This is a genomic window from Nostoc sp. DedSLP03 (assembly GCF_034530815.1).
In the GTDB taxonomy this organism is placed as follows: Bacteria; Cyanobacteriota; Cyanobacteriia; order Cyanobacteriales; family Nostocaceae; genus Nostoc.
In genome coordinates this window covers 1-19,396 of record NZ_JAVRCK010000128.1, presented here as the reverse complement: position 1 = coordinate 19,396, position 19,396 = coordinate 1, and the positions used below count along the sequence as shown (strand labels likewise).

16 protein-coding genes are annotated in these 19,396 nt (G+C 41.9%); 9 read left to right on the top strand and 7 right to left on the bottom strand.

Features of this window, described 5'->3' with window-relative positions:
- Positions 1-276 precede the first annotated feature (276 nt).
- The 5 genes from RM368_RS35105 to gatB form a co-directional block, all read right to left on the bottom strand.
- Positions 277-2,283 (bottom strand): nitrate ABC transporter ATP-binding protein, encoded by a 2,007-nt coding sequence (locus tag RM368_RS35105; RefSeq protein ID WP_322698338.1) that lies wholly within the window; start codon positions 2,281-2,283, stop codon positions 277-279.
- 122 nt (positions 2,284-2,405) lie between these two features.
- Positions 2,406-3,245, bottom strand: a complete 840-nt coding sequence (gene ntrB / locus RM368_RS35100; protein ID WP_322698335.1) for a nitrate ABC transporter permease — start codon at positions 3,243-3,245, stop codon at positions 2,406-2,408.
- 113 nt (positions 3,246-3,358) lie between these two features.
- Positions 3,359-4,741, bottom strand: a complete 1,383-nt coding sequence (locus tag RM368_RS35095; protein WP_322698334.1) for a CmpA/NrtA family ABC transporter substrate-binding protein — start codon at positions 4,739-4,741, stop codon at positions 3,359-3,361.
- A gap of 645 nt (positions 4,742-5,386) precedes the next feature.
- Positions 5,387-6,628 carry a bifunctional ornithine acetyltransferase/N-acetylglutamate synthase gene (argJ, locus tag RM368_RS35090; protein WP_322698337.1) on the bottom strand — a complete coding sequence of 414 codons (1,242 nt, stop codon included), beginning with the start codon at positions 6,626-6,628 and terminating at the stop codon, positions 5,387-5,389.
- A gap of 689 nt (positions 6,629-7,317) precedes the next feature.
- Positions 7,318-8,793 carry an Asp-tRNA(Asn)/Glu-tRNA(Gln) amidotransferase subunit GatB gene (gene gatB, locus RM368_RS35085; RefSeq protein ID WP_322698333.1) on the bottom strand — a complete coding sequence of 492 codons (1,476 nt, stop codon included), beginning with the start codon at positions 8,791-8,793 and terminating at the stop codon, positions 7,318-7,320.
- 129 nt (positions 8,794-8,922) lie between these two features.
- Here gatB and RM368_RS35080 point away from each other — a divergent pair, with 129 nt between their 5' ends.
- From RM368_RS35080 to RM368_RS35065, 4 genes are all read left to right on the top strand, one after another.
- Complete coding sequence (locus RM368_RS35080; protein ID WP_322698332.1) at positions 8,923-9,045, top strand: hypothetical protein; 123 nt, start codon at positions 8,923-8,925, stop codon at positions 9,043-9,045.
- Positions 9,046-9,111: 66 nt separating this feature from the next.
- A complete protein-coding gene (locus RM368_RS35075) occupies positions 9,112-9,435 on the top strand; it encodes a hypothetical protein (RefSeq protein WP_322698331.1) in 324 nt (107 codons plus the stop codon).
- Positions 9,436-9,584: 149 nt separating this feature from the next.
- Positions 9,585-9,884 carry a hypothetical protein gene (locus RM368_RS35070; RefSeq protein WP_322698330.1) on the top strand — a complete coding sequence of 100 codons (300 nt, stop codon included), beginning with the start codon at positions 9,585-9,587 and terminating at the stop codon, positions 9,882-9,884.
- Between the two features lie 155 nt (positions 9,885-10,039).
- A complete protein-coding gene (locus RM368_RS35065) occupies positions 10,040-10,390 on the top strand; it encodes a hypothetical protein (RefSeq protein ID WP_322698329.1) in 351 nt (116 codons plus the stop codon).
- A 365-nt stretch (positions 10,391-10,755) separates the two neighbouring features.
- On the opposite strand, the gene purH is transcribed toward RM368_RS35065, so the two are convergent.
- Positions 10,756-12,276, bottom strand: a complete 1,521-nt coding sequence (gene purH, locus RM368_RS35060; RefSeq protein ID WP_322698328.1) for a bifunctional phosphoribosylaminoimidazolecarboxamide formyltransferase/IMP cyclohydrolase — start codon at positions 12,274-12,276, stop codon at positions 10,756-10,758.
- A gap of 227 nt (positions 12,277-12,503) precedes the next feature.
- Between purH and RM368_RS35055 the strand changes: the two genes are divergently transcribed.
- Positions 12,504-13,082, top strand: a complete 579-nt coding sequence (locus tag RM368_RS35055) for a Uma2 family endonuclease (RefSeq protein ID WP_322698327.1) — start codon at positions 12,504-12,506, stop codon at positions 13,080-13,082.
- A 343-nt stretch (positions 13,083-13,425) separates the two neighbouring features.
- On the opposite strand, the gene RM368_RS35050 is transcribed toward RM368_RS35055, so the two are convergent.
- Positions 13,426-15,810, bottom strand: a complete 2,385-nt coding sequence (locus tag RM368_RS35050; RefSeq protein WP_322698326.1) for an ankyrin repeat domain-containing protein — start codon at positions 15,808-15,810, stop codon at positions 13,426-13,428.
- 264 nt (positions 15,811-16,074) lie between these two features.
- Here RM368_RS35050 and RM368_RS35045 point away from each other — a divergent pair, with 264 nt between their 5' ends.
- The 4 genes from RM368_RS35045 to RM368_RS35030 all read left to right on the top strand — a co-directional run bounded on the left by RM368_RS35045 (position 16,075) and on the right by RM368_RS35030 (position 19,164).
- Positions 16,075-16,680, top strand: a complete 606-nt coding sequence (locus tag RM368_RS35045) for an alpha/beta hydrolase (protein WP_416212283.1) — start codon at positions 16,075-16,077, stop codon at positions 16,678-16,680.
- Positions 16,681-16,835: 155 nt separating this feature from the next.
- On the top strand, positions 16,836-17,048 hold the full coding sequence (locus RM368_RS35040; protein ID WP_322698325.1) for a DUF2555 domain-containing protein: 213 nt from the start codon (positions 16,836-16,838) through the stop codon (positions 17,046-17,048).
- Positions 17,049-17,149: 101 nt separating this feature from the next.
- Positions 17,150-18,388, top strand: coding sequence for a bifunctional phosphopantothenoylcysteine decarboxylase/phosphopantothenate--cysteine ligase CoaBC (gene coaBC, locus RM368_RS35035; RefSeq protein ID WP_322698324.1), 1,239 nt, complete (start codon positions 17,150-17,152; stop codon positions 18,386-18,388).
- Between the two features lie 5 nt (positions 18,389-18,393).
- Positions 18,394-19,164, top strand: coding sequence for a biotin/lipoate A/B protein ligase family protein (locus tag RM368_RS35030; protein ID WP_322698323.1), 771 nt, complete (start codon positions 18,394-18,396; stop codon positions 19,162-19,164).
- Positions 19,165-19,396 lie beyond the last annotated feature (232 nt).

Genomic DNA, 19,396 nt, shown 5'->3' with positions numbered 1-19,396 from the left:
CATCCAGTTCAAACACTCATTAACGGAGATAAAAGGTGGATTCATCCAGTTCAAACACTCATTAACGGAGATAAAAGGTGGATTCATCCAGTTCAAATACTCGTTAACGGAGATAAAAGGTGGATTCATCCAGTTCAAAGACTCATTAACGGAGATAAAAGGTGGATTCATCCAGTTCAAACACTCATTAACGGAGATAAAAGGCTCATTAATGGGGTTCAGAGGTTCGCGCGTGATGTGCTACTTCTTCCACTCCCTCTTTCTCTCACGATTTTTTTATGAGGCGAGTCTCCTTCTGGGTGCATCAAGAACAACTTCCGCGACTGAAAAATCACGTTTAATTTTCAAGCTGTTGAGATAAGCGATCGGATCGTCGGCGTTAAAGGGAGTACCATCGAACAGTTTGATCGGTTGGCGAATATAGCTAATATCCAAACCTAATTCTCGTGCGGCGGTACTGAAAACACGCACGCGACACACCCGTTCAACAACTTCTACCCAATTTCTGGGGAAAGGAGTATCACCCCAACGCGCCAATTGACTCATAATCCAAATTTGTTCGGTGCGACTGGGGCGATTAATGGCAGACTCAGAATAAAACTGGTGATGGGCATAATCCCGCAACGGATGGTCTAAGTCACAACTGAGACTATCTGGATCTTCGAGTTGAATGTATTCTAAATCAGTGCTGACGTAATCTCGCCCTGCTAAAATTCGCCGAATTTCTTGGGTATTTTCGGGATTTGCACAATACTGACAAGCTTCTAACAAAGCTTTAGTCAAAGCAATATGCGTATTTGGATAATTTTCTGCCCAATCTTCCCGCACACCAAGAACTTTACCGGGGTGTCCCAGCCAAACTTCTAAGTCGGTAGCGATGGTAAAACCGACACCTTCCACAGCCGCGCGGTAGTTCCAAGGTTCACCTACACAGTAACCATCAATGCTTCCAGCTTTTAAGTCAGCTACCATCTGCGCTGGGGGAATGGTCTTCATATCCACATCGCGATCGGGGTCAATTCCACCAGACGCTAGCCAGTAACGCAACAGCAAGTTGTGCATAGAAGCGGGATGCACTACCCCCATTGTATGCCGTTGTTCGTGGGTGAGAATCAGATGATTTCTGAAGTCTGATAAGGTTTGCACGCCTTGGTCGTAAAAGCGTTTTGCCAAGGTGATGGCGTTACCGTTGCGAGTCATGGTGAGGGCGGTGACAACGGGTAGAGGTTGGTTATTATGTCCTCCCAAAGAAAGCCACATCGGCATCCCTGAAGGCATTTGAGCCGCATCTAAATAACCGCCACTGATGCCATCTTCTATACCTCGCCAGCTACTTTCCCGCACCAAGTTAACTTCATCTAAACCATGCTTGACAAAGAAGCCTTTTTCTTTAGCAACTGCTAAGGGGGCGCAAGCTGTCAGAGGTAAAAAGCCAATTTCTAGGTTAACTTTTTCCAATCCATGACGGGCAATGTCGGCAGTTTTCCGCGCCCGAATTTTCTTGATGCGCTTTTGCTGATTGAGGAAGTAAATCATCTCACTCCGCAAACTGTAGTAGCTGGGATGTTCTACTACTTCCATCCGCTTGCGGGGTCTGGGAATATCCACTTCTAAAATGTCACCAATTTTAGATTCGGGACCGTTGGTTAACATCACAATTCTGTCAGATAACAGCACCGCTTCATCGACATCATGTGTCACCATCACGGCGGTAACTTCATTTTCTTCGCAGATTTGCATAAGTTGTTCTTGCAAATTGCCGCGTGTGAGTGCATCTAATGCACCAAATGGTTCATCTAGCAAGAGTAGTTTAGGACGAATTGCTAAAGCGCGGGCGATCGCAACTCGCTGTTTTTGTCCGCCAGATAACATTCCCGGTTGTTTATCAGCATGGGGACGCAAACCCACCATATTTATATGTTTTTCGACAATGGCTTGGCGTTCGGCTGCGGGTGAACCTTTCATTACTGAGTCCACAGCGAGAGCAATATTTTCTCTTACTGTCCGCCAAGGTAATAGCGAATAATTTTGGAACACCACCATTCTGTCTGGGCCGGGTTTGGTGATTCTTTGTCCTTCGAGAGTGACAATACCTTCAGTTGGCAAATCCAAACCCGCAATCATATTTAATAGTGTGGATTTACCGCAACCGGAGTGACCAATCAAAGAAATGAATTCTCCTTTTTTAATTTGGAGATCGATTCCTTTGAGGGCAATATATTTGCCACCACCAGTTAATTCAAAAACTTTTTCAATTTGATCGACAGCTACAAACATACTCATTTGTCCTTTGTCATTTGTCATTTGTCATTTGTCTTTCGTCATTAGTCTTTTGTCCTTGGTATGTGGTCATTAGTCCTTAGTTTTTTACAAATGACCAATGACTAATGACTAATGACTCATAACTATTTTTGCTCTGCTGGTAAAATCTTGTTTTGCAGCCAGCCCATTGCTTTATCTAGGAGCAAACCAACAACACCGATGTAAACTAGAGCTAAAATTACTTCGCTGACGTTGTTATTTTGATAGGCATCCCAGATAAAAAAGCCGATGCCGACAATACCGGACATGACGATTTCGGCGGCGATAATCGCTAACCAAGCTAAACCGATCGCAATTCTCAACCCGGTAAAGATGTAGGGTAATGCCGCAGGAATCAAAATATTAGTGAAATATTCTTTGCGGCTAAGTTGCAGAACTTTGGCAACGTTGTTGTAATCTTGGGGAATTTGGGTAACGCCAACAGCAGTATTAATTAAGATGGGCCAAATGGCGGTGATGAAAATTACGAATAAGGCGGCTGGTTCGTTTTGTCGTAAAGCTGCTAAAGAAATCGGAACCCAAGCTAGAGGTGGTACAGTCCGCAGTAATTGAAAGATGGGGTCTAAAGCTTTGGACATGGTTTTATTAACCCCAATCAAAATGCCTAAACCAATACCAACAATCGCAGCTAGGGTATAACTGATAGCAACTCGTTGCAGGCTAGCAAGAATCTGCCAAAATAGACCTTTGTCAATACCACCTCGGTCATAAAATGGCCAGAAAATCAGAACCCAAGTGTCTTGAATAACTTGTATTGGCCCTGGTAATGTGGCTCCCGGAATCCAAGCGAAAAGTTGCCAAATAATCAGGAAGATGGCGATCGCGATCGTTGGTGGTATTAGATCGGGAAATTGCTTTTTCAGGCTGGATATAAAACTATTATTAAATCTAGGGCTTGCAGGGCGTTTTTGGGCGAGTGTCATGATGCTGTATTCTCCTGAAATTTTGTTTTTTATTTGTCCTTTGTCATTTGTCCTTTGTCCTTTGTCAGTTACCAATGACCAATGACTAATGACCAATGACCAATGACCAATGACTAAACACTGACTTTTTTGATTTTCAAATTCTTCAAATATTCTTCTGGCTTTTCGGGGTCAAATTTGATGCCATCAAAAAACTCTTCTACACCACGGGATGTATTTGTGGGAATATCAGCAGCGGCAATTCCAGCTTCTTTGGCAGCTTCTTTCCAAATATCTTCGCGGTTGACTTTGTTGATAAGTTCTCTAGCCTTAGCAGCATTGTTGGCAATGTAATCTTTTGGCAAGAATCCCCAACGAACGTTTTCAGTGATGAACCATAAATCGTGACTCTTGTATGGATAGGAAACATTACCTTTTTCATCTTTCCAGTAGTAAGCAGCCATTGATTTATCATCAATTTTGCGACCATCGCCCATGTCATATTTGCCTTGGTATGGATCGGCTAGTATTTCAGGTGAAGAAAGATTGAAATAATTTCGTCCAGCGAGAATTTGAGCCGCTTCTTTGCGGTTATCAAAATTATCTAACCACTGTTGGGCTTCCATAATTCCTTTTAAAATTGCTTTGGTAGCCTTGGGATTTTTATCAACCCAGTCGCCTCTCATGGCAACATATTCTTCAGGATGATTTTTCCAAATTTCTGCGGTTAATGCTGCTACATAGCCAATTTTTTCTTGAACCAGGCGATAAGGCCAGGGGTCGCCTGTACTAAAGGCATCCATTGTTCCTGTTTTCATGTTGGCCACAGTTTGCGCTGCTGGTACTGTGAGCAATTTGACATCTGCATCTGGATCTAAGCCACCTGCTGCTAACCAGTAGCGAATCCATAAATCTTGGTTGACATGAGGAAAGGTAAATGCAGCTGTGAAGGGTGTTGAAGATTTTAATTCCTTAAGCAAAGACTTAGCGCTGGCGAGTTGTAAACTAATACCTTTGCCTTGGTGCTTGTTTGCGATCGCAATTCCATTTCCATGCGTAATTAATTGACATAATACATACATGGGAATTTTTTGATTACCCTTAGTAATTAAACCTTCTGTAATTAAATGTGGCATTGGCATCTGCCATTGACCGCCATCTATACCACCACCAGCAGAACCAATTTCTACGTTGTCTCTAGCCGCACCCCAAGAAGCTTGTTTGGAAAGGTCAACATTAGTCATCCCATACTTGGCAAAAAAGCCTTTTTCTTTCGCAATAATTAAAGGAGCTGCTTCTACAATGGGAATATATCCTAACTTAACTGTAGTAGTTTCTGGTGTTTGTTCGGGGCTAATATTAGCAACCGTTTGAGCAGTTGGCTGTGCTTGAGAGCTTCCACCAGTCAGGTTTTCAGGAGGATTACCCAAACAGCCTTTGAGTAATACAGCACTTGCAGATACTCCGGCTGTGAAGATGAATTTGCGGCGAGAAATTTGATTAAAAAATTCTGTCATAAATATCTCCTGAAAACGTAAATGTTATTTTTTATAGCTATGACAATTTAGGCAAAAAACCTTGTGTTTCTTGCGTTATTAATGATTTATCAAGCTATATTTGACCAAGCGATCGCAGCCACTTCATAAATGAAATAGCTATCTATATAAGAACTCGGTTAAATTATTGGCTCTGCTTTTCTAGTGTGATGCAGAGGTGTCATTCACCTTGTTGAAATCAGTTTACAGCCTTTGAAGCCGAAATTGTTAACTTGGAGTGGAGATTATTAAATAAATATTAGATTGGATGTATAAGGAAAAGTTTATCTATTTTAGTTAACTATAGGAATAATTTTTAATATATCAACTATTATTTATGAAGACTATTATGTTTACCTTATGATTTACTGTCTCGGTTTATTGTCTAAACTTAATTTTAGTCGTAAATGCATCATATATAAGTTTTCACTTATAACAACCATTATGTTGAGACTATGATTTATCTAGCAATACTATTTGATTGGGAAACACCGAGAAGCTCAGATCCCCGACTTCTTCAAGAAGCCGGGGATCTTTTTGTTCGTAACTCCTATACGGATTGTTATGTCATTTCCAGATAATTAGTTAGTTATGATTGTCTCAACTAAGTAAACAATTGTGAGTATTTTAAGTAGTGTATTCGGCGTTAATCTTCACGTAGTCATAACTCAAATCACAACCCCAAGCTTTACCTACACCATAACCATTGCCAACATTAACGGAGATTAAGACTGTATCTTCTTGAAGATAAGCACCCACCGATGCTTTTTTCAAATAAGCACTTGCTGCTGCACGGTCAAATTGTAGAGGTTGTCCATTTTCTAACATTAAGAAATTCCCTAGCTTAATTTGCAGGTTTTCTTGCTCAAATGGTACACCTGCACGTCCAGCGGCGGCGGCGATACGTCCCCAATTTGGATCGCGACCAAAGATTGCAGATTTAACTAAGGATGAACCAGCGATGGTTTTGGCTATTTGTCGGGCTGAAAGTTCATTCTGCGCCCCTGTCACTTCTACTTCAATGAGACAGGTTGCGCCTTCACCATCACGAGCGATCGCTTTGGCTAAATGCTGACAAACTGCTGTTAACATCGCCTCTAATTTCTCTGCTTCTGCGCCCCATTCTATAATTGCTGGGGTGCGGGATTGACCGTTTGCCAAGGCAATTAAGCTGTCGTTGGTGCTGGTGTCACCATCCACAGTGATGGAATTAAAGCTTCTATCAGCTGCCCTGGCTAACATCTGCTGCCAAAGATGAGGCGAAACCACGGCATCACAAGTCACAAATGCCAGCATGGTTGCCATATTGGGGTGAATCATGCCGGAACCTTTGGCAATGCCGCCAATTCTTACCGGGCGGTCGCCTATAGTTGTCTGTAGAGCAATGGATTTTGTTACCAAGTCTGTGGTGATAATCGCACCGGCGGCGGCATCTGAGCCTGTTTCTGATAGTGCTGCTACTACCTTGGGAATCCCACTTCGCAAAGCATCCATCTTAATTCTTTGACCAATCACACCAGTGGAAGCCAATAACACAGATTCAGACGAGATGTTCAGGGCTTGGGCTACTGCTAGAGCAGATTCTAGGGTATCAAGGTTGCCTTGAGTTCCTGTCGCGGCGTTTGCTTGTCCAGCGTTGCAGAGGATGGCACGAGCGCTTTGTTTGGCTTGCAAGCGTTGGCGACAATATTCTACGCAAGCAGCTTTCACTTGGCTGGTGGTAAATACACCAGCTGCGATCGCTTCTACTTCTGAGAATATCAAAGCTAAATCTGCCAACCCCGAAGGTTTCAACCCTGCGGTAATTCCCGCCGCCTGATACCCCCTTGGTGCTGTGATACCACCTGTGATTTTTTGCCAATCTGCCATCATTCTTCCTTTACAACTATCAGGTTAGATAGGTCAGTATGTACTTTACAAAAGTGCCTTGGAAAAGTTCCCAGTGCTGAGTTAGGAGTTAAGAGTTATTAGTTTTTCCCTACTTCCCATTCCCCAGTCCCTTTTATTTGCTGATGGCAATAATAATGCACCAGTTGGCGATTGGCATAATTGTTTTTACCTTTCTTATGACGAAAAACTAAAACAAAAAAGGAGAGTTACTTGGATTGCTCTGTAGATCGTTAGGATACATCTACCTACTAATCTCTCTAATTTACTTTTTAAGGATTAATACTTAATTTATTGAGACTATTTCTAAAAATTTTGAAGTTTATCCGTAAATACCACGAAAATAAAATAAAAAAGAGAGCTACTTAAGCAGCTCTCCAGATCATCAGGGTGCATCTACTTACCACAGCATATCATTTTACGTATGAGGGTTGTCACCAGTCTTTATATGAAGATTGTGTGAAGCAAGACCGGGAAAATACTTAGTTGGAGAATTGGGAATTGGGCATTGGGTATGGGGAAAGGGAAAGGGGTAAGGGGAAAAGGGTAAGGGAAAAAGGGGAAAGATTAAATTTATTCCTTTTCCCTTTAACCTTTAACCTTTTCCCCTGCCCCTATGCCCCTCTGCCCCTCCTACTTCCTCACCCAGCAAAGCTAGCTTGACCGATACTCTAGGCGTTCAGTTTTTTCTCGACCAATTCGTTGGTCAGCTTAGGATCGGCACGTTTGTCTGTCTTTTTCAGAACTTGTCCGACAAAGAAGCCTTTGAGGTTGGTGTTACCGTTGCGATACTTTTCTAGTTCTTTGGGATTTGCGGCTATGACTTCATCAACAATGGGTTCTAGTACACTAGGATCGGTGATTAACTCAAGACCTGCAAAGGCTTTCTCAGGAGAAATACCACTAAGCAAATCTGGCAACTTTTGTTTAGCTTGAGCATTGCTAATTTTGCCCGTTTCAATGCGAGTGATGATATCTGCTAAATTGGTGGGAGTCAGGGCGATTTGAGTAATAGTGAGTTTTTGCTTATTCAGGTGGGCGGCAATATCTTGAGTAATCCAGTTGGCAGCAGCTTTGGGATTTGCTCCAGATGCGATCGCAGTTTCAAAATATTCGGCGATTGAACGATCTTCTGTTAACACTCGTGCATCGTAAGCGGAAAGCCCCAATTCGCTTTCATAATGATGGCGTTTTTTAGCTGGTAATTCTGGTAGTTCGCTACGCCATTGCTCTAATTGTGCATTTGACACCTCAATTGGTGCTAAATCTGGTTCGGGGAAGTAGCGGTAATCGCTAGAACCTTCTTTCACCCGCATACTACTTGTACATTGAGCGCCTTCTTGCCACAACCGAGTTTCTTGGATGATGCGATCGCCTGCTTCGATTGCGGCGATTTGGCGTTCAATTTCGTAGTCAATCGCCCGTTGAATGGCGCTGAAGGAGTTCATGTTTTTAATTTCTACCTTAGTGCCAAACTCCTTTTGTCCCACTGGACGCACGGAAATGTTAACATCGCACCGCAGAGATCCTTGTTCCATATTGCCGTCACTCACGCCGAGATACCGGACAATCCGACGCAATTCTTCGGCATATTCAGCCGCTTCTTGTCCAGAACGCAGATCGGGTTCGGAAACAATTTCTACTAATGGGATACCTGCGCGATTGTAGTCTACTAAAGAATAGGAAGAACCAGAAAGGCGATCGCTACCAGCGTGTACCAATTTTCCCGCATCTTCCTCCATGTGCAGACGTGTGATACCAATGCGTTTGCGAATCGGATTACCCTCAGCATCCACCAACTCAATTTCTAACCAACCATGTTCTGCGATCGGTAGATCGTATTGAGAAATTTGGTAATTTTTCGGTAAATCTGGATAAAAATACTGCTTACGGTCAAATTTGCTATATTTAGCGATTTGACAATTTAGTGCCAAACCAGCTTTGACGGCGTATTCTAATACTTTTTGATTGAGTACAGGTAAGACTCCAGGTAAACCCATACAAACCGGGTCAATGTTAGTATTGGGGTCAGAGCCGAATGCCGTAGAGCTATTAGAGAAAATCTTGGTATTGGTACTCAGTTGACAATGGGTTTCTAAACCAATAATCGCTTCATACTCAGTTTTTACGGTCGTAGCAGTGGTCATAATATCAATAATTTGGGCATAATCCTTGTAGTGGTACTATTGTAGCGGCGTATTGAGTTGCTCTGAAGGCGGTTATTTGGGTGAGCAATGCTTACCTTTTGAGCTTAAAAAGGGAGATGCACATCTAAAGTGAAGAAAATCTTAATCATTGGTTCTGGAGGTGCTGGTAAATCTACCCTAGCCCGCGAATTGGGAACCATCTTAAGTTTAGAAGTGATTCACTTGGATGCTTGGTACTGGAGTTCTGGTTAGGTTGAGACTCTAAAAACTGAATGGCAAAGCATAATCCAAAACCTAACCCTACGAAAATCTTGGATTATGGATGGTAATTATGGCGGTACTCTCGACGTTCGTTTGTCGGTTGCAGACACGGTAATTTTTTTGGATTTTCCTCGGCTTTTATGTTTATCGCGAGCAATTAAACGTCACTTCATGTATGCTGGACAATCCAGACCTGATATAGCATCAAATTGTCCTGAAAGATTGAATTGGAAATTTCTCAAATATATCTGGTCATACCCAATTACTCGTCGTCCTGGAATTTTAGAAAAACTTAGTCAGGTAACACCAAACCAGCAAGTTATTATTCTCTGCAAACTACTAGAAGTCAGAGAGTTTTTGCAAAAGATTTCTCAATATTAAAATTTACTCAATTAATTTGTATTAAAATTATCTGAAAAATAGGTAAAGTAAATATTATTACTTATGTGCTAACCAATTACAGCAATCAAGGTTAAATTACGATAAAAAAGTACTAAATTAGTAAATTCAGTTAGGGAGCAACTAAGATTATGATCGATGTCAAAACCGCAGTAAATGCTGCCTATGAATACATAAAATCCATACAAGACATGATGGGTTCTTCATTAGGAGATTTGAGACTTGAAGAAGTTGAACTTTCTGAGGATAAAAGCTTCTGGTTGATTACTTTAGGGTTTGACATTCCTAAAAAACCTCCTAAAAGCCGATTGGACGACTTAATTCCTACTTCTCTTGCTTCTACCCCTATCTTGTATGAACGAGAATATAAACTTTTTAAGATAAATTCTCAAACTGGCGAAGTAGAGGCAATGAAAATTAGACAAGTATGAAAGATGTGATTAATTCCATAATTCGTCGTTATCACTAAAAAGGAATTTTAATTGATACAAATATCCTACTTCTCTACTTTGTTGGGACGGTCAATCGAGAAAGAATAACCCGATTTAATCGAACGCAGCAATTTATACCAGAAGATTATGATCTTTTGCTAAGAATCATTGTCAGATTTCGGAAACTTGTAACAACCCCAAATATTTTGACTGAAGTCTCTAACTTTGTCGATAAACTTGTTGAACCTGAACGTTCTCAGTGCTTTGAAATATTTGCTCAATTTACTAAAAATGTTGCTCTTTTGGATGAATACTACATCAAGAGTTTAAATGCTGTTAATACTGAAAAATTTATCAAATTCGGACTTACTGACAGTGGAATCCTAACTTTATCTAAAGGGAAGTATCTTGTACTAACTGATGACTTCAAGCTAGCAAGTTATCTTCAGAGTGTAGAAGTTGACGTGATTAACTTTAACAATATTCGTATCTTTAACTGGAAGTAAAAATATGAAATTATTTTGAAAGGTTAATTTCTATAATTTATATATACAAATTAAAAAACGTCTGGGAGTGTTGCCGTGTTTCCACCCCAAACGTTTTTTATTCTTAACTTGCTCCTCACACACAAATAAACAATATCACTACTTTTATCAAATGGCAAGTATATTGAGTGACATTTTTAAAACTGCACGGGCAATCCAATTTCTGACAAATTAAAAAGCGCTTGGGAGTGTTGCCGTGTTTCCACCCCATGCGCTTTTTATCTTTAACTTGCTCCTCACACACGATTAGATAATATCATTGCTTCAATTATAAAGAAAGTATTTAGTGTGACACTTTGTAAACCGCACACTAAATAAGCAATGATTTAGTGTAAAAAGTGACGTACACCAGTTAGAACCATCAGCAAGCCTAGTTCGTTAGCAGCAATGATAGAATCTTTATCGCGCAAACTTCCCCCTGGTTGGACAATGGCTGTAATTCCTGCGGCTGCGGCTGTTTTAACTGAATCATCAAAGGGGAAAAATCCATCGCTGGCCAGAGTTGCACCTTTGGCTTTTTCCCCGGCTTGTTCTAGAGCTATTTTAACTGAGCCAACGCGGTTCATTTGACCAGCACCTACTCCTAATGTAGTGCGATCGCTTGTGACAACGATGGCATTTGACTTAACGTGTTTGCAAACTTTCCACGCAAACAGCAATTCCGCTAATTCGCTGTCGGTGGGTTGACGTTCGGTGACTACTTGCCATTGACTGGTGTCAGCAATTATATCATCGCTAGTTTGGACAAGGAAACCACCTGCGATCGCTTTCACTGTATCTTTAGGGCCACTGCTCAAATCAGCTAGAGTCAAAACCCGCACGTTAGATTTTTTGGCAAGGATTTCTTGAGCTTCGGCTTCACAACTTGGTGCAACCACACACTCTAAAAATGTTTTGGTTAACTCGCTAGCTGTCGCCGCATCTATCGGACGATTGAGTGCAACAATCCCACCAAAGGCAGAAGTAGAATCGGCATTGAAAGCTTTTTGATACGCTTCAGAAATAGTATTTCCCAATGCCGTACCACAGGGATTTGTATGTTTAATAATCGTTGCTGCTGGGCTATCAGTGAATTCAGCAATAATTCGGCGTGCAGCTTCTAAATCAACTAAGTTATTGTAACTAAGTTCTTTGCCTTGCAGTTTCGTTGCGGCTGTCCATCCTGTTGGAGTAGTACCAGTTTGATACCAAGTGGCGGGTTGATGAGGGTTCTCACCGTAACGCAGAGATTGTAATTGTGTGCCACTGAGGTTGTAGTTTTGCGTGCCTGCGAGGTAAGATGCGATCGCGCGATCGTAACTAGCAGTGTGCGAAAATCCTTTTAAAGCAGCCTTTTGCCGAAACTCTAGGGAAGCTACGCCGTTATTTTGGCGCAATTCCTGTAAATACTCGTCATACTGTGCCGGATCGCATAATACAGCGAGATGGGCAAAGTTTTTTGATGATGCCCGTAGCATTGCTGGCCCACCGATATCGATTTGTTCAACAGCTTGGGCTAATGTTACCCCTGGTTTAGCGATCGTTTCCTCAAAAGGATATAGATTCACCACCACTAAATCAATCGGGCGAATTTGGTTATTTTCTAAATCTGTAATATCTTGGGGAACATCTCGCCGCGCCAAAATCCCGCCGTGAATTCTGGGATGTAGGGTTTTGACTCGACCACCTAAAATTTCTGGCGAACCTGTGTAATCAGCAACCTTAGTAACTGGGAGTCCAGCATCTTTGAGTGCTTGGGCTGTTCCCCCACTGCTGATTAAATCAAAGTCGAATTCTTCAACCAAGCTACGGGCTAGGTCAATTAAACCAGTTTTATTAGATACACTCAGCAGGGCTAGACGCGCCATTGATCGATTCCTTAAAAGTAGGCTAGAAGCGAAGGATCTCAAGTTTTGCATAAGCCTTGGTTCACTTCAAGACCATGAGGAATAATATTGACTCGTGTAATTTATCTGCTTACATCCCCCACAGTTAGCACTGTCGAAAATGCTGGAAATAAGGGCTAAGTGGGCTTAGTCTCTAATATTTGCGATCGCCTAAACTAAAAGTAAGCATCTTTTTCCACATAGCACCTATGGTTCAGTCTTCTAATCAACGCCTCACCCTAGAAGAATTTCTCGCACTTCCCGAAGGAGATATTACATACGAGTTTGTTAATGGTGAAGCTGTACCTAAATATAAAGATAATGAGATGTCACCAAAATTTTTTCATGGCTCGACTACTGGTGCTTTATTTATACTACTGTCTACATGGGCACAAGCAAAAGGTCGAGTTGTGATTGAATGGGCAATTAAACTAACACGAAATCAACAAGATTGGATGCCTGTGGCCGATCTGACCTATATTTCTTATAACCGTCTTCCTGCTGATTGGCTATTAGACGAAGCTTGTCCTGTCGCACCTGAATTAGTCATCGAAATCATTTCACCTGGTCAAACTTTTGGTGAAATTGCCGAAAAATCGACTGATTATCTGAAAGCTGGTGTTTCTCGTGTTTGGGTGGTTGATACAAAAGCTAGAACTGTAACTGTATTTGCGCCATCTTCCTTACCGATTACTTATCGATTTCATCAAATAATTACTGATGATTTACTACCAGAATTGGAAATTACCCCTCACGCAATCTTTCAACAAGCTGGATTAAACCCCTAAAATTTCATTATGAATCAACAGTTTTTAGCGATCGCTATTTTATGGCATCCAGCGAATTGAATCTTCTCAATACCATCTTGCTTGAAGATGAAGCAGATCACAAATAGTTAACCTCAGCTTAGGAATTTTAGCGCAAAGTCAAATTCTTCAACCAAGCTCAGGGCTAGGTCAATTAAACTGACTTTTCACCGATGTATCAAAGGTACAAGTCCATGCAACAAAGGTACAGGTCGATGCATCAAAGGTGCAGGTCGATGCAATAAAGGTGCAGGTTAAAATACTTGTGTGTACACCGTAGCTCCTGCGAGGAGAGGGAAAATTTTATGCCTACAATCCCAAAAAATTAATCCCACCAAAAAAACAAGTTCTCACTTGACTGGAGACTCTCAGCTAACCGCTCCACTGAACCACAGCCTTGGTCTACAATATCAGAACAAAAATCATACATGCGATCGGCAAGTCTTTTAGGATCTTCAACGGGGGTGAGGAAACGACCCTCAAGAGTATCATGAGCAACTAGGGTCAAAATAAAAGGTTGCACTGCTTCAAGTTCTTGTAGCCATTCCACAACATAACCAGGGCCAATACCGTAATTACAACCATTTGTTTGATGTAGGGCAATCACATCATATTTATCTGTGGTTGGCAAAATACAAAGTTGTTTCGGCCCTTCCGCGTCGTGGTAATGGTCTGGCTCGTAGACAAAGCAACCCCGTTGTAAAAACTGTTGTTGTAAATCTTCGGTTTTGATTTCGCTGCGGCGTTTGCTGTTCACATGAACTTTAAACCACCCGGAAATATCATCATAGGGTACTGGCTGACTACCACAAATTTCACCTAAATCTGCAACTGCTTTTTGATATTCAGGGTTTTGGGCAGCTTGAGAAAAGTCTGGACGCGTTAGTTCTATTCCCCAGCGTTTATCGTCGTCGCTGTTGTTTTCTTCATCATCTTCATCTTGTTCATCCCATCGTCGTTTTTCGACACCATATTGAACCAGCATCTCTATGACATGATGATGATTAAATAAATCTGCCACAGTCATAGCAGTGTCACCATCTTGAGAAACGGCATTGACATCAGCACCCCGTTCAATCAGCATTTGAATTAGCTCTAAATGTTCTTCCTTTTGTACTGCCTCCATTAAAGGAGTGCGATCTTCATTATTTTTAGCGTTGACATCTGCTCCTGACGCTATCAGAAATTTTGCCAGTTCTATATGAGTATTTCTCAAAGCCATCAAAAGCGGCGTATCTCCCGCTATATCTTGCTGATTGATGTTTACTCCTGCCTGCATTAATATTTGCACAACCTCTAGATGTCCATTGATGCAAGCAAGACATAGGGCATCTCTTGCAAAACAATCCCGTGCTTGAAGATTCGCTTGATATGAAACTAGTAGTTGCACGATGTTTTTATATCCTTTAATTGCTGCTAGCATCAAAGGAGTTATGCCCAAGAACAATCTCATCGCAGTAAATGACTCGTAATCGTCTGAAATAATCCCACAAGGTTGTCGTTGATTGACATCAACAATATCAGTGGCATTGATATCAGCACCTGCATCAAGCAGCAAATTTACAACCTCTAAATGTCCAGTTGATGCTGCTAACATTAACGACGTGCGGTTCTTCGTTTTTCTTCTTTGGTCACGTGCATTTACGTTAGCACCTTCAGACAACCATGCACCTACAGCTGCAACATCTCCCTGTTCGGCGGCGTTCAGCAGATGTTCCTCTGGACTTACCCTTGGTGTATCCACACCAAACTGACGCAGAACTTCTAGAACGTCTGAATGTTCCTTTCGCACTGCCCAATCATAGCCTGATAATCCCTCGCCATCTTTTCGGTAGGGGTCAGCACCTGCTGCCAATAACACTGCTAAAGCTTCTCCATGACCGCAACGTGCTGCCAAAATTGCTGGGAAGGTGTCAACTGCAATTTCTGGTTCAGCAATGTTGGATGTGGCAAGCTTTGCCCGATTTGTGGCAATATCAATAGATTCAATGGTTTCGCCCACCTCAGATAGTGGTGCATCTCCTGTTTCAACTGCGTCGAGCCTTTCAAAAGCTTTACCAAGAGTCTCCAAAGTATTGAATGCTGTTTTTAACGCAGATCCAGCTTGTCTTTGAATTGTGGCATGATTGATTGTAATACCTGATGTCAAAATATTGACATCTGCGCCAGCAGCTATCAACGCTCTAATTACGGCTACTGAACCTTGTGCTGCTGCCATTGCGATGGGTGAAATACCACCATACTTTGTTGTTTTGTTTGGGTTCGCACCTGCGGCAATGAGTTTCAGAGCAATATTGAAGTTGCCACTTTCAATAGCTTTTAATAAAGGGGTTGAAACCATACTGCCGTCATCAACATCAGCACCCGCAGCAACTAACAGGTCAATGATTTCCGTATTTCCTACCCTTGCCGCTTCTTGTAATGGGTTGCCACCATATGTTGATACATTAACATCTGCGCCTTTGGCAAGCAAAACTTTTACAGTTTCCACTCGATTTATCATAACTGCCCAAACTAACGAGTGTCTGAGTGAAGGATCGTTAGCCCCCGCTTCAATTAATGCACATTTAATTTCATCTGGCCCGTAGCGTGCGAGTTCATAGGCTGTTTCATCACCTTTTTTGACATTTGGGTTTGCGCCTGTAGCAAGTAATTCTTTTACACGCTGGGGATCGCGGGACTCAATAGCGGCAATTAGCTGCTCGTTCATAAAATTTTATACCTATCTATTTGGAGTTATCTAGTTATTTTGCCCATTTAACTCCAACTACCGTCTAAGTCTTACCAAACCAATAACTTCGGCTATGAACTTTGTTTGCACTTGGGCTTTACTTATTACTTTCCTTTTTTGAGGTTGACGATGTAGGCATTCTTTAGGCAAGCAGCAAATACCACTAAATATTAAGTCTGCTTGAAGAGATAGGATCTATTAGAAGAGTAAAATTTTAGGAGTAAACCTCTGTCTTTACAAGCTATTACCGTTCCCACAGCAACTTCTCAACCCCCAGCAGGCTTAATTGTCACTTTGCATGGTTGGGGAGCCAATGCTCAGGATGTAACATCTTTGTTACCCTTGCTCAACTTACCCGATTACCAGTTTGTATTGCCCAATGCACCTTATCCTTATCCCTATTCCCCGATAGGGAGGGCGTGGTATGACCTGCGGGGGGAAAATATGTATCAAGGGTTGCCAGAAAGTCGGCAACTGCTAACAGAATTCTTGGAATCTTTAAAAAGTACCACAGGCATACCTTTGTCACGTACCATTTTGAGTGGATTTTCTCAAGGCGGAGCCATGACTTTAGATGTCGGCTCAAAATTGCCCTTAGCAGGTTTAGTTGTCATGAGCGGGTATTTACATCCTGACGCACTAACGGCAGCTAAAAGTGGGATTTCGCCGACTTTAATCACTCACGGTAAATATGATGAAGTTGTGCCCCTGCAAGCTGCTTTGAAGGCACGAGAAACTCTCAAGTCTCTGGGAGTGGCAGTAGAATACCACGAATTTGATATGGGGCATGAAATAGATCCAAAAACGTTAGAGGTGCTACGAAATTTCGTTGTAAATACAATTGCTTAGTCAGGATTACGAATTTTTTATAAATTCTGGTACAAATTCTGACAATTTTCACGAACTTAATGACTTCTAATGAGTAATATATATTGGGTGGCTGCGAAAGAGCGCAACTTAACCCATGCTGAAGGCGAGTGCTGCATAAGGGAGGGGCAAGTATTATGACAACTCTAAGCATTTCCCAAAAAGAAATTGCTGCCATGAGTGCAGTGGAAGTAGAAAAACTAGCTACACGTCTGGAACTGGATAATTATAGTAATGCTTTTGAGGGTTTAAATGATTGGCATCTATTGCGAGCGATCGCATTTCAGCGTCCAGAGTTAGTTGAACCCTATATCTACCTCTTAGACTTGGAACCCTACGATGAAGCGTAACAATTTTGGATTTTAAATTTTAGATTTTAGATTGGGGTCAACTGGCTACAATCAGAGATTATCAGGGGTTAATGTCTCACTTGCTTAATCCGAAAGTACCAATGCAATCTCCTTTAAACCCAAAATCCAAAATCCAAAATCTAAAATTAAACAGGGTTCTGATTGGTGTAGGTGGCGGTATCGCCGCCTACAAAATCTGTGAATTGGTTTCGACGCTGTTTAAAACTGGGGTAGAAGTCCGAGTTATCCTCACCCGTTCGGCGCAAAAATTTATCACGCCTCTGACAATATCCACTCTATCTCGTCATCCCGCCTACACAGATGATGATTTCTGGCAACCAACTCACTCTCGTCCGTTGCATATTGAGTTGGGTGAATGGGCAGATATTATGGTAATTGCCCCTTTAACAGCTAATACATTAGCAAAGTTAGCCTACGGAATGGCAGATAATTTACTCACAAATACCGTCTTGGCTTCTACTTGTCCCGTGTTGTTAGCACCCGCAATGAATACTGATATGTGGGAACAGCTATCGGTGCAGCGAAATTGGCAACAGCTATTAATCGATAGCCGATATCATGGAATGAATACAGCATCAGGATTATTAGCTTGCGATCGCATCGGTGCTGGTAGATTAGCAGAACCTCCAGAAATATTCGCTCACATCCAATCGTTGTTACACACTCAAGGCAAACGAGATTTAGCAGGTAAACGAGTCTTAATTAGTGCTGGGGGAACGCGAGAGTTTCTTGACCCAGTGAGGTTTATTGGTAATCCTTCCACAGGTAAAATGGGATTAGCTTTAGCGCAAGCAGCATTTCACCGAGGCGCAAACGTCACCTTGGTACATGGCCCAGCTAATTGGAATGTACCATTGGGAGTACAAGCAATTCCCGTTGTTAGTGCTGACCAAATGCAGCACGTGATGGTGGAATGTTTACCCAATGCTGATGTAATTGTGATGTCAGCAGCCGTGGCCGATGTGAAGCCACGAGATTATAGTACAGAGAAATTGCCCAAGCGATCGCTCCCCCAAGCTTTACCCTTGGAACCCGTACCAGATATAGTCGCCCAATTAGCAAAACTCAAACAGCCGCATCAAAGATTAATTGGTTTTGCTGCACAAAGTGGAGATATTGTCAAGCCTGCATTAGAGAAATTACAGAATAAAAAACTCGATGTCATTGTTGCCAATCCCATCGATCGACCTGATAGTGGTTTTGGTAGCGATAATAATCAAGCGATATTTTTAGATAGTCAAAGAAATCAAGTAGAAATTGCACCTTGTTCTAAATTAGAAATGGCGCATCAATTATTTGATTTTCTTTCTATAGTCTGAAACCTATGATAGAACTAGCAACCGAATCACCATCCACCTGGCGTTTCATCCCAATGCTTCAGACATCAGGTGGAGTGCAAATGGCGATCGATGCTTGGTTGTTCAACCAATTTGAAAAGGGACAGCACCCGCCTACCCTGCGTTTTTATACCTGGTACCCCTATGCTCTTTCCTTGGGACATCTGCAAAAACAATGGCCTGCCCAGTGGCATAATTTGATTTACCAGGGAAAGGCACTCGATCTAGTTCGTCGGCCAACAGGAGGTAGGGCTGTTCTCCACCAAGGGAACTTAACCTACGCTGTGATTACCTCAGCTAGTAGTGGAAAAAGCTGGGGTACTTATGAAAAAATCTGTAACTTTTTAATCCAAGGCTGGCAAACCTTGGGTATTGAGTTAAGTTATGGTTCTGCTGGACGGGGTTACATTCATAATCCCAGTTGTTTCAACACAGCAACAGCAGCTGACTTAGTTACTATCGATGGAAGTAAATTTATTGGTAGCGCCCAACGCAAAGGAAGAAATACCATTCTTCAACACGGCTCGATGATTTTGTCTACAGACAAAGGTTTATTTCAGAAAATCTTTGAACAACCTGCTCCGTGGAATACCTCACTTTGCAACACACACCAAGAGGAAGGCTGGATTGTCAAGATTGTGGATACATTGATAGAAACGGCAAAACAGTACTTTGGCATAGAACTAGTTAGCCAACCATTTACCGATCTCGAATGGCAAGATATTCTCAAATTGCGATCGCTTTATGAAGTACGTTAGTAGCTCACCGTAGGTATCGCCTATTTCAAAACTTTAGTACTTTCTAAACTTCCTTTTTGTAAGACTTTTATACATAGTACAAAAGTCTTACAAAAAGGAAGTTGCGATCGCATTGTGCCAGTTGCGTAAGTCCTGGAAGTTTTATTCAGCAATTTCCCTACAAAGTCAACACCCTAGCTCTAGGCCTTGTCATTACCAACATCTTTTAAAGTGAGGTAGGGATGTAATAGAG

What these genes read in the sequence shown, in the direction of transcription:
- RM368_RS35105 (WP_322698338.1), bottom strand. Translation starts at nt 2,283, where the DNA reads ATGAGTATGTTTGTAGCTGTCGATCAAATTGAAAAAGTTTTTGAATTA.
- ntrB (WP_322698335.1), bottom strand. Translation starts at nt 3,245, where the DNA reads ATGACACTCGCCCAAAAACGCCCTGCAAGCCCTAGATTTAATAATAGT.
- RM368_RS35095 (WP_322698334.1), bottom strand. Translation starts at nt 4,741, where the DNA reads ATGACAGAATTTTTTAATCAAATTTCTCGCCGCAAATTCATCTTCACA.
- argJ (WP_322698337.1), bottom strand. Translation starts at nt 6,628, where the DNA reads ATGGCAGATTGGCAAAAAATCACAGGTGGTATCACAGCACCAAGGGGG.
- gatB (WP_322698333.1), bottom strand. Translation starts at nt 8,793, where the DNA reads ATGACCACTGCTACGACCGTAAAAACTGAGTATGAAGCGATTATTGGT.
- RM368_RS35075 (WP_322698331.1), top strand. Translation starts at nt 9,112, where the DNA reads ATGGATGGTAATTATGGCGGTACTCTCGACGTTCGTTTGTCGGTTGCA.
- RM368_RS35070 (WP_322698330.1), top strand. Translation starts at nt 9,585, where the DNA reads ATGATCGATGTCAAAACCGCAGTAAATGCTGCCTATGAATACATAAAA.
- purH (WP_322698328.1), bottom strand. Translation starts at nt 12,276, where the DNA reads ATGGCGCGTCTAGCCCTGCTGAGTGTATCTAATAAAACTGGTTTAATT.
- RM368_RS35055 (WP_322698327.1), top strand. Translation starts at nt 12,504, where the DNA reads ATGGTTCAGTCTTCTAATCAACGCCTCACCCTAGAAGAATTTCTCGCA.
- RM368_RS35050 (WP_322698326.1), bottom strand. Translation starts at nt 15,810, where the DNA reads ATGAACGAGCAGCTAATTGCCGCTATTGAGTCCCGCGATCCCCAGCGT.
- RM368_RS35040 (WP_322698325.1), top strand. Translation starts at nt 16,836, where the DNA reads ATGACAACTCTAAGCATTTCCCAAAAAGAAATTGCTGCCATGAGTGCA.
- coaBC (WP_322698324.1), top strand. Translation starts at nt 17,150, where the DNA reads ATGCAATCTCCTTTAAACCCAAAATCCAAAATCCAAAATCTAAAATTA.
- RM368_RS35030 (WP_322698323.1), top strand. Translation starts at nt 18,394, where the DNA reads ATGATAGAACTAGCAACCGAATCACCATCCACCTGGCGTTTCATCCCA.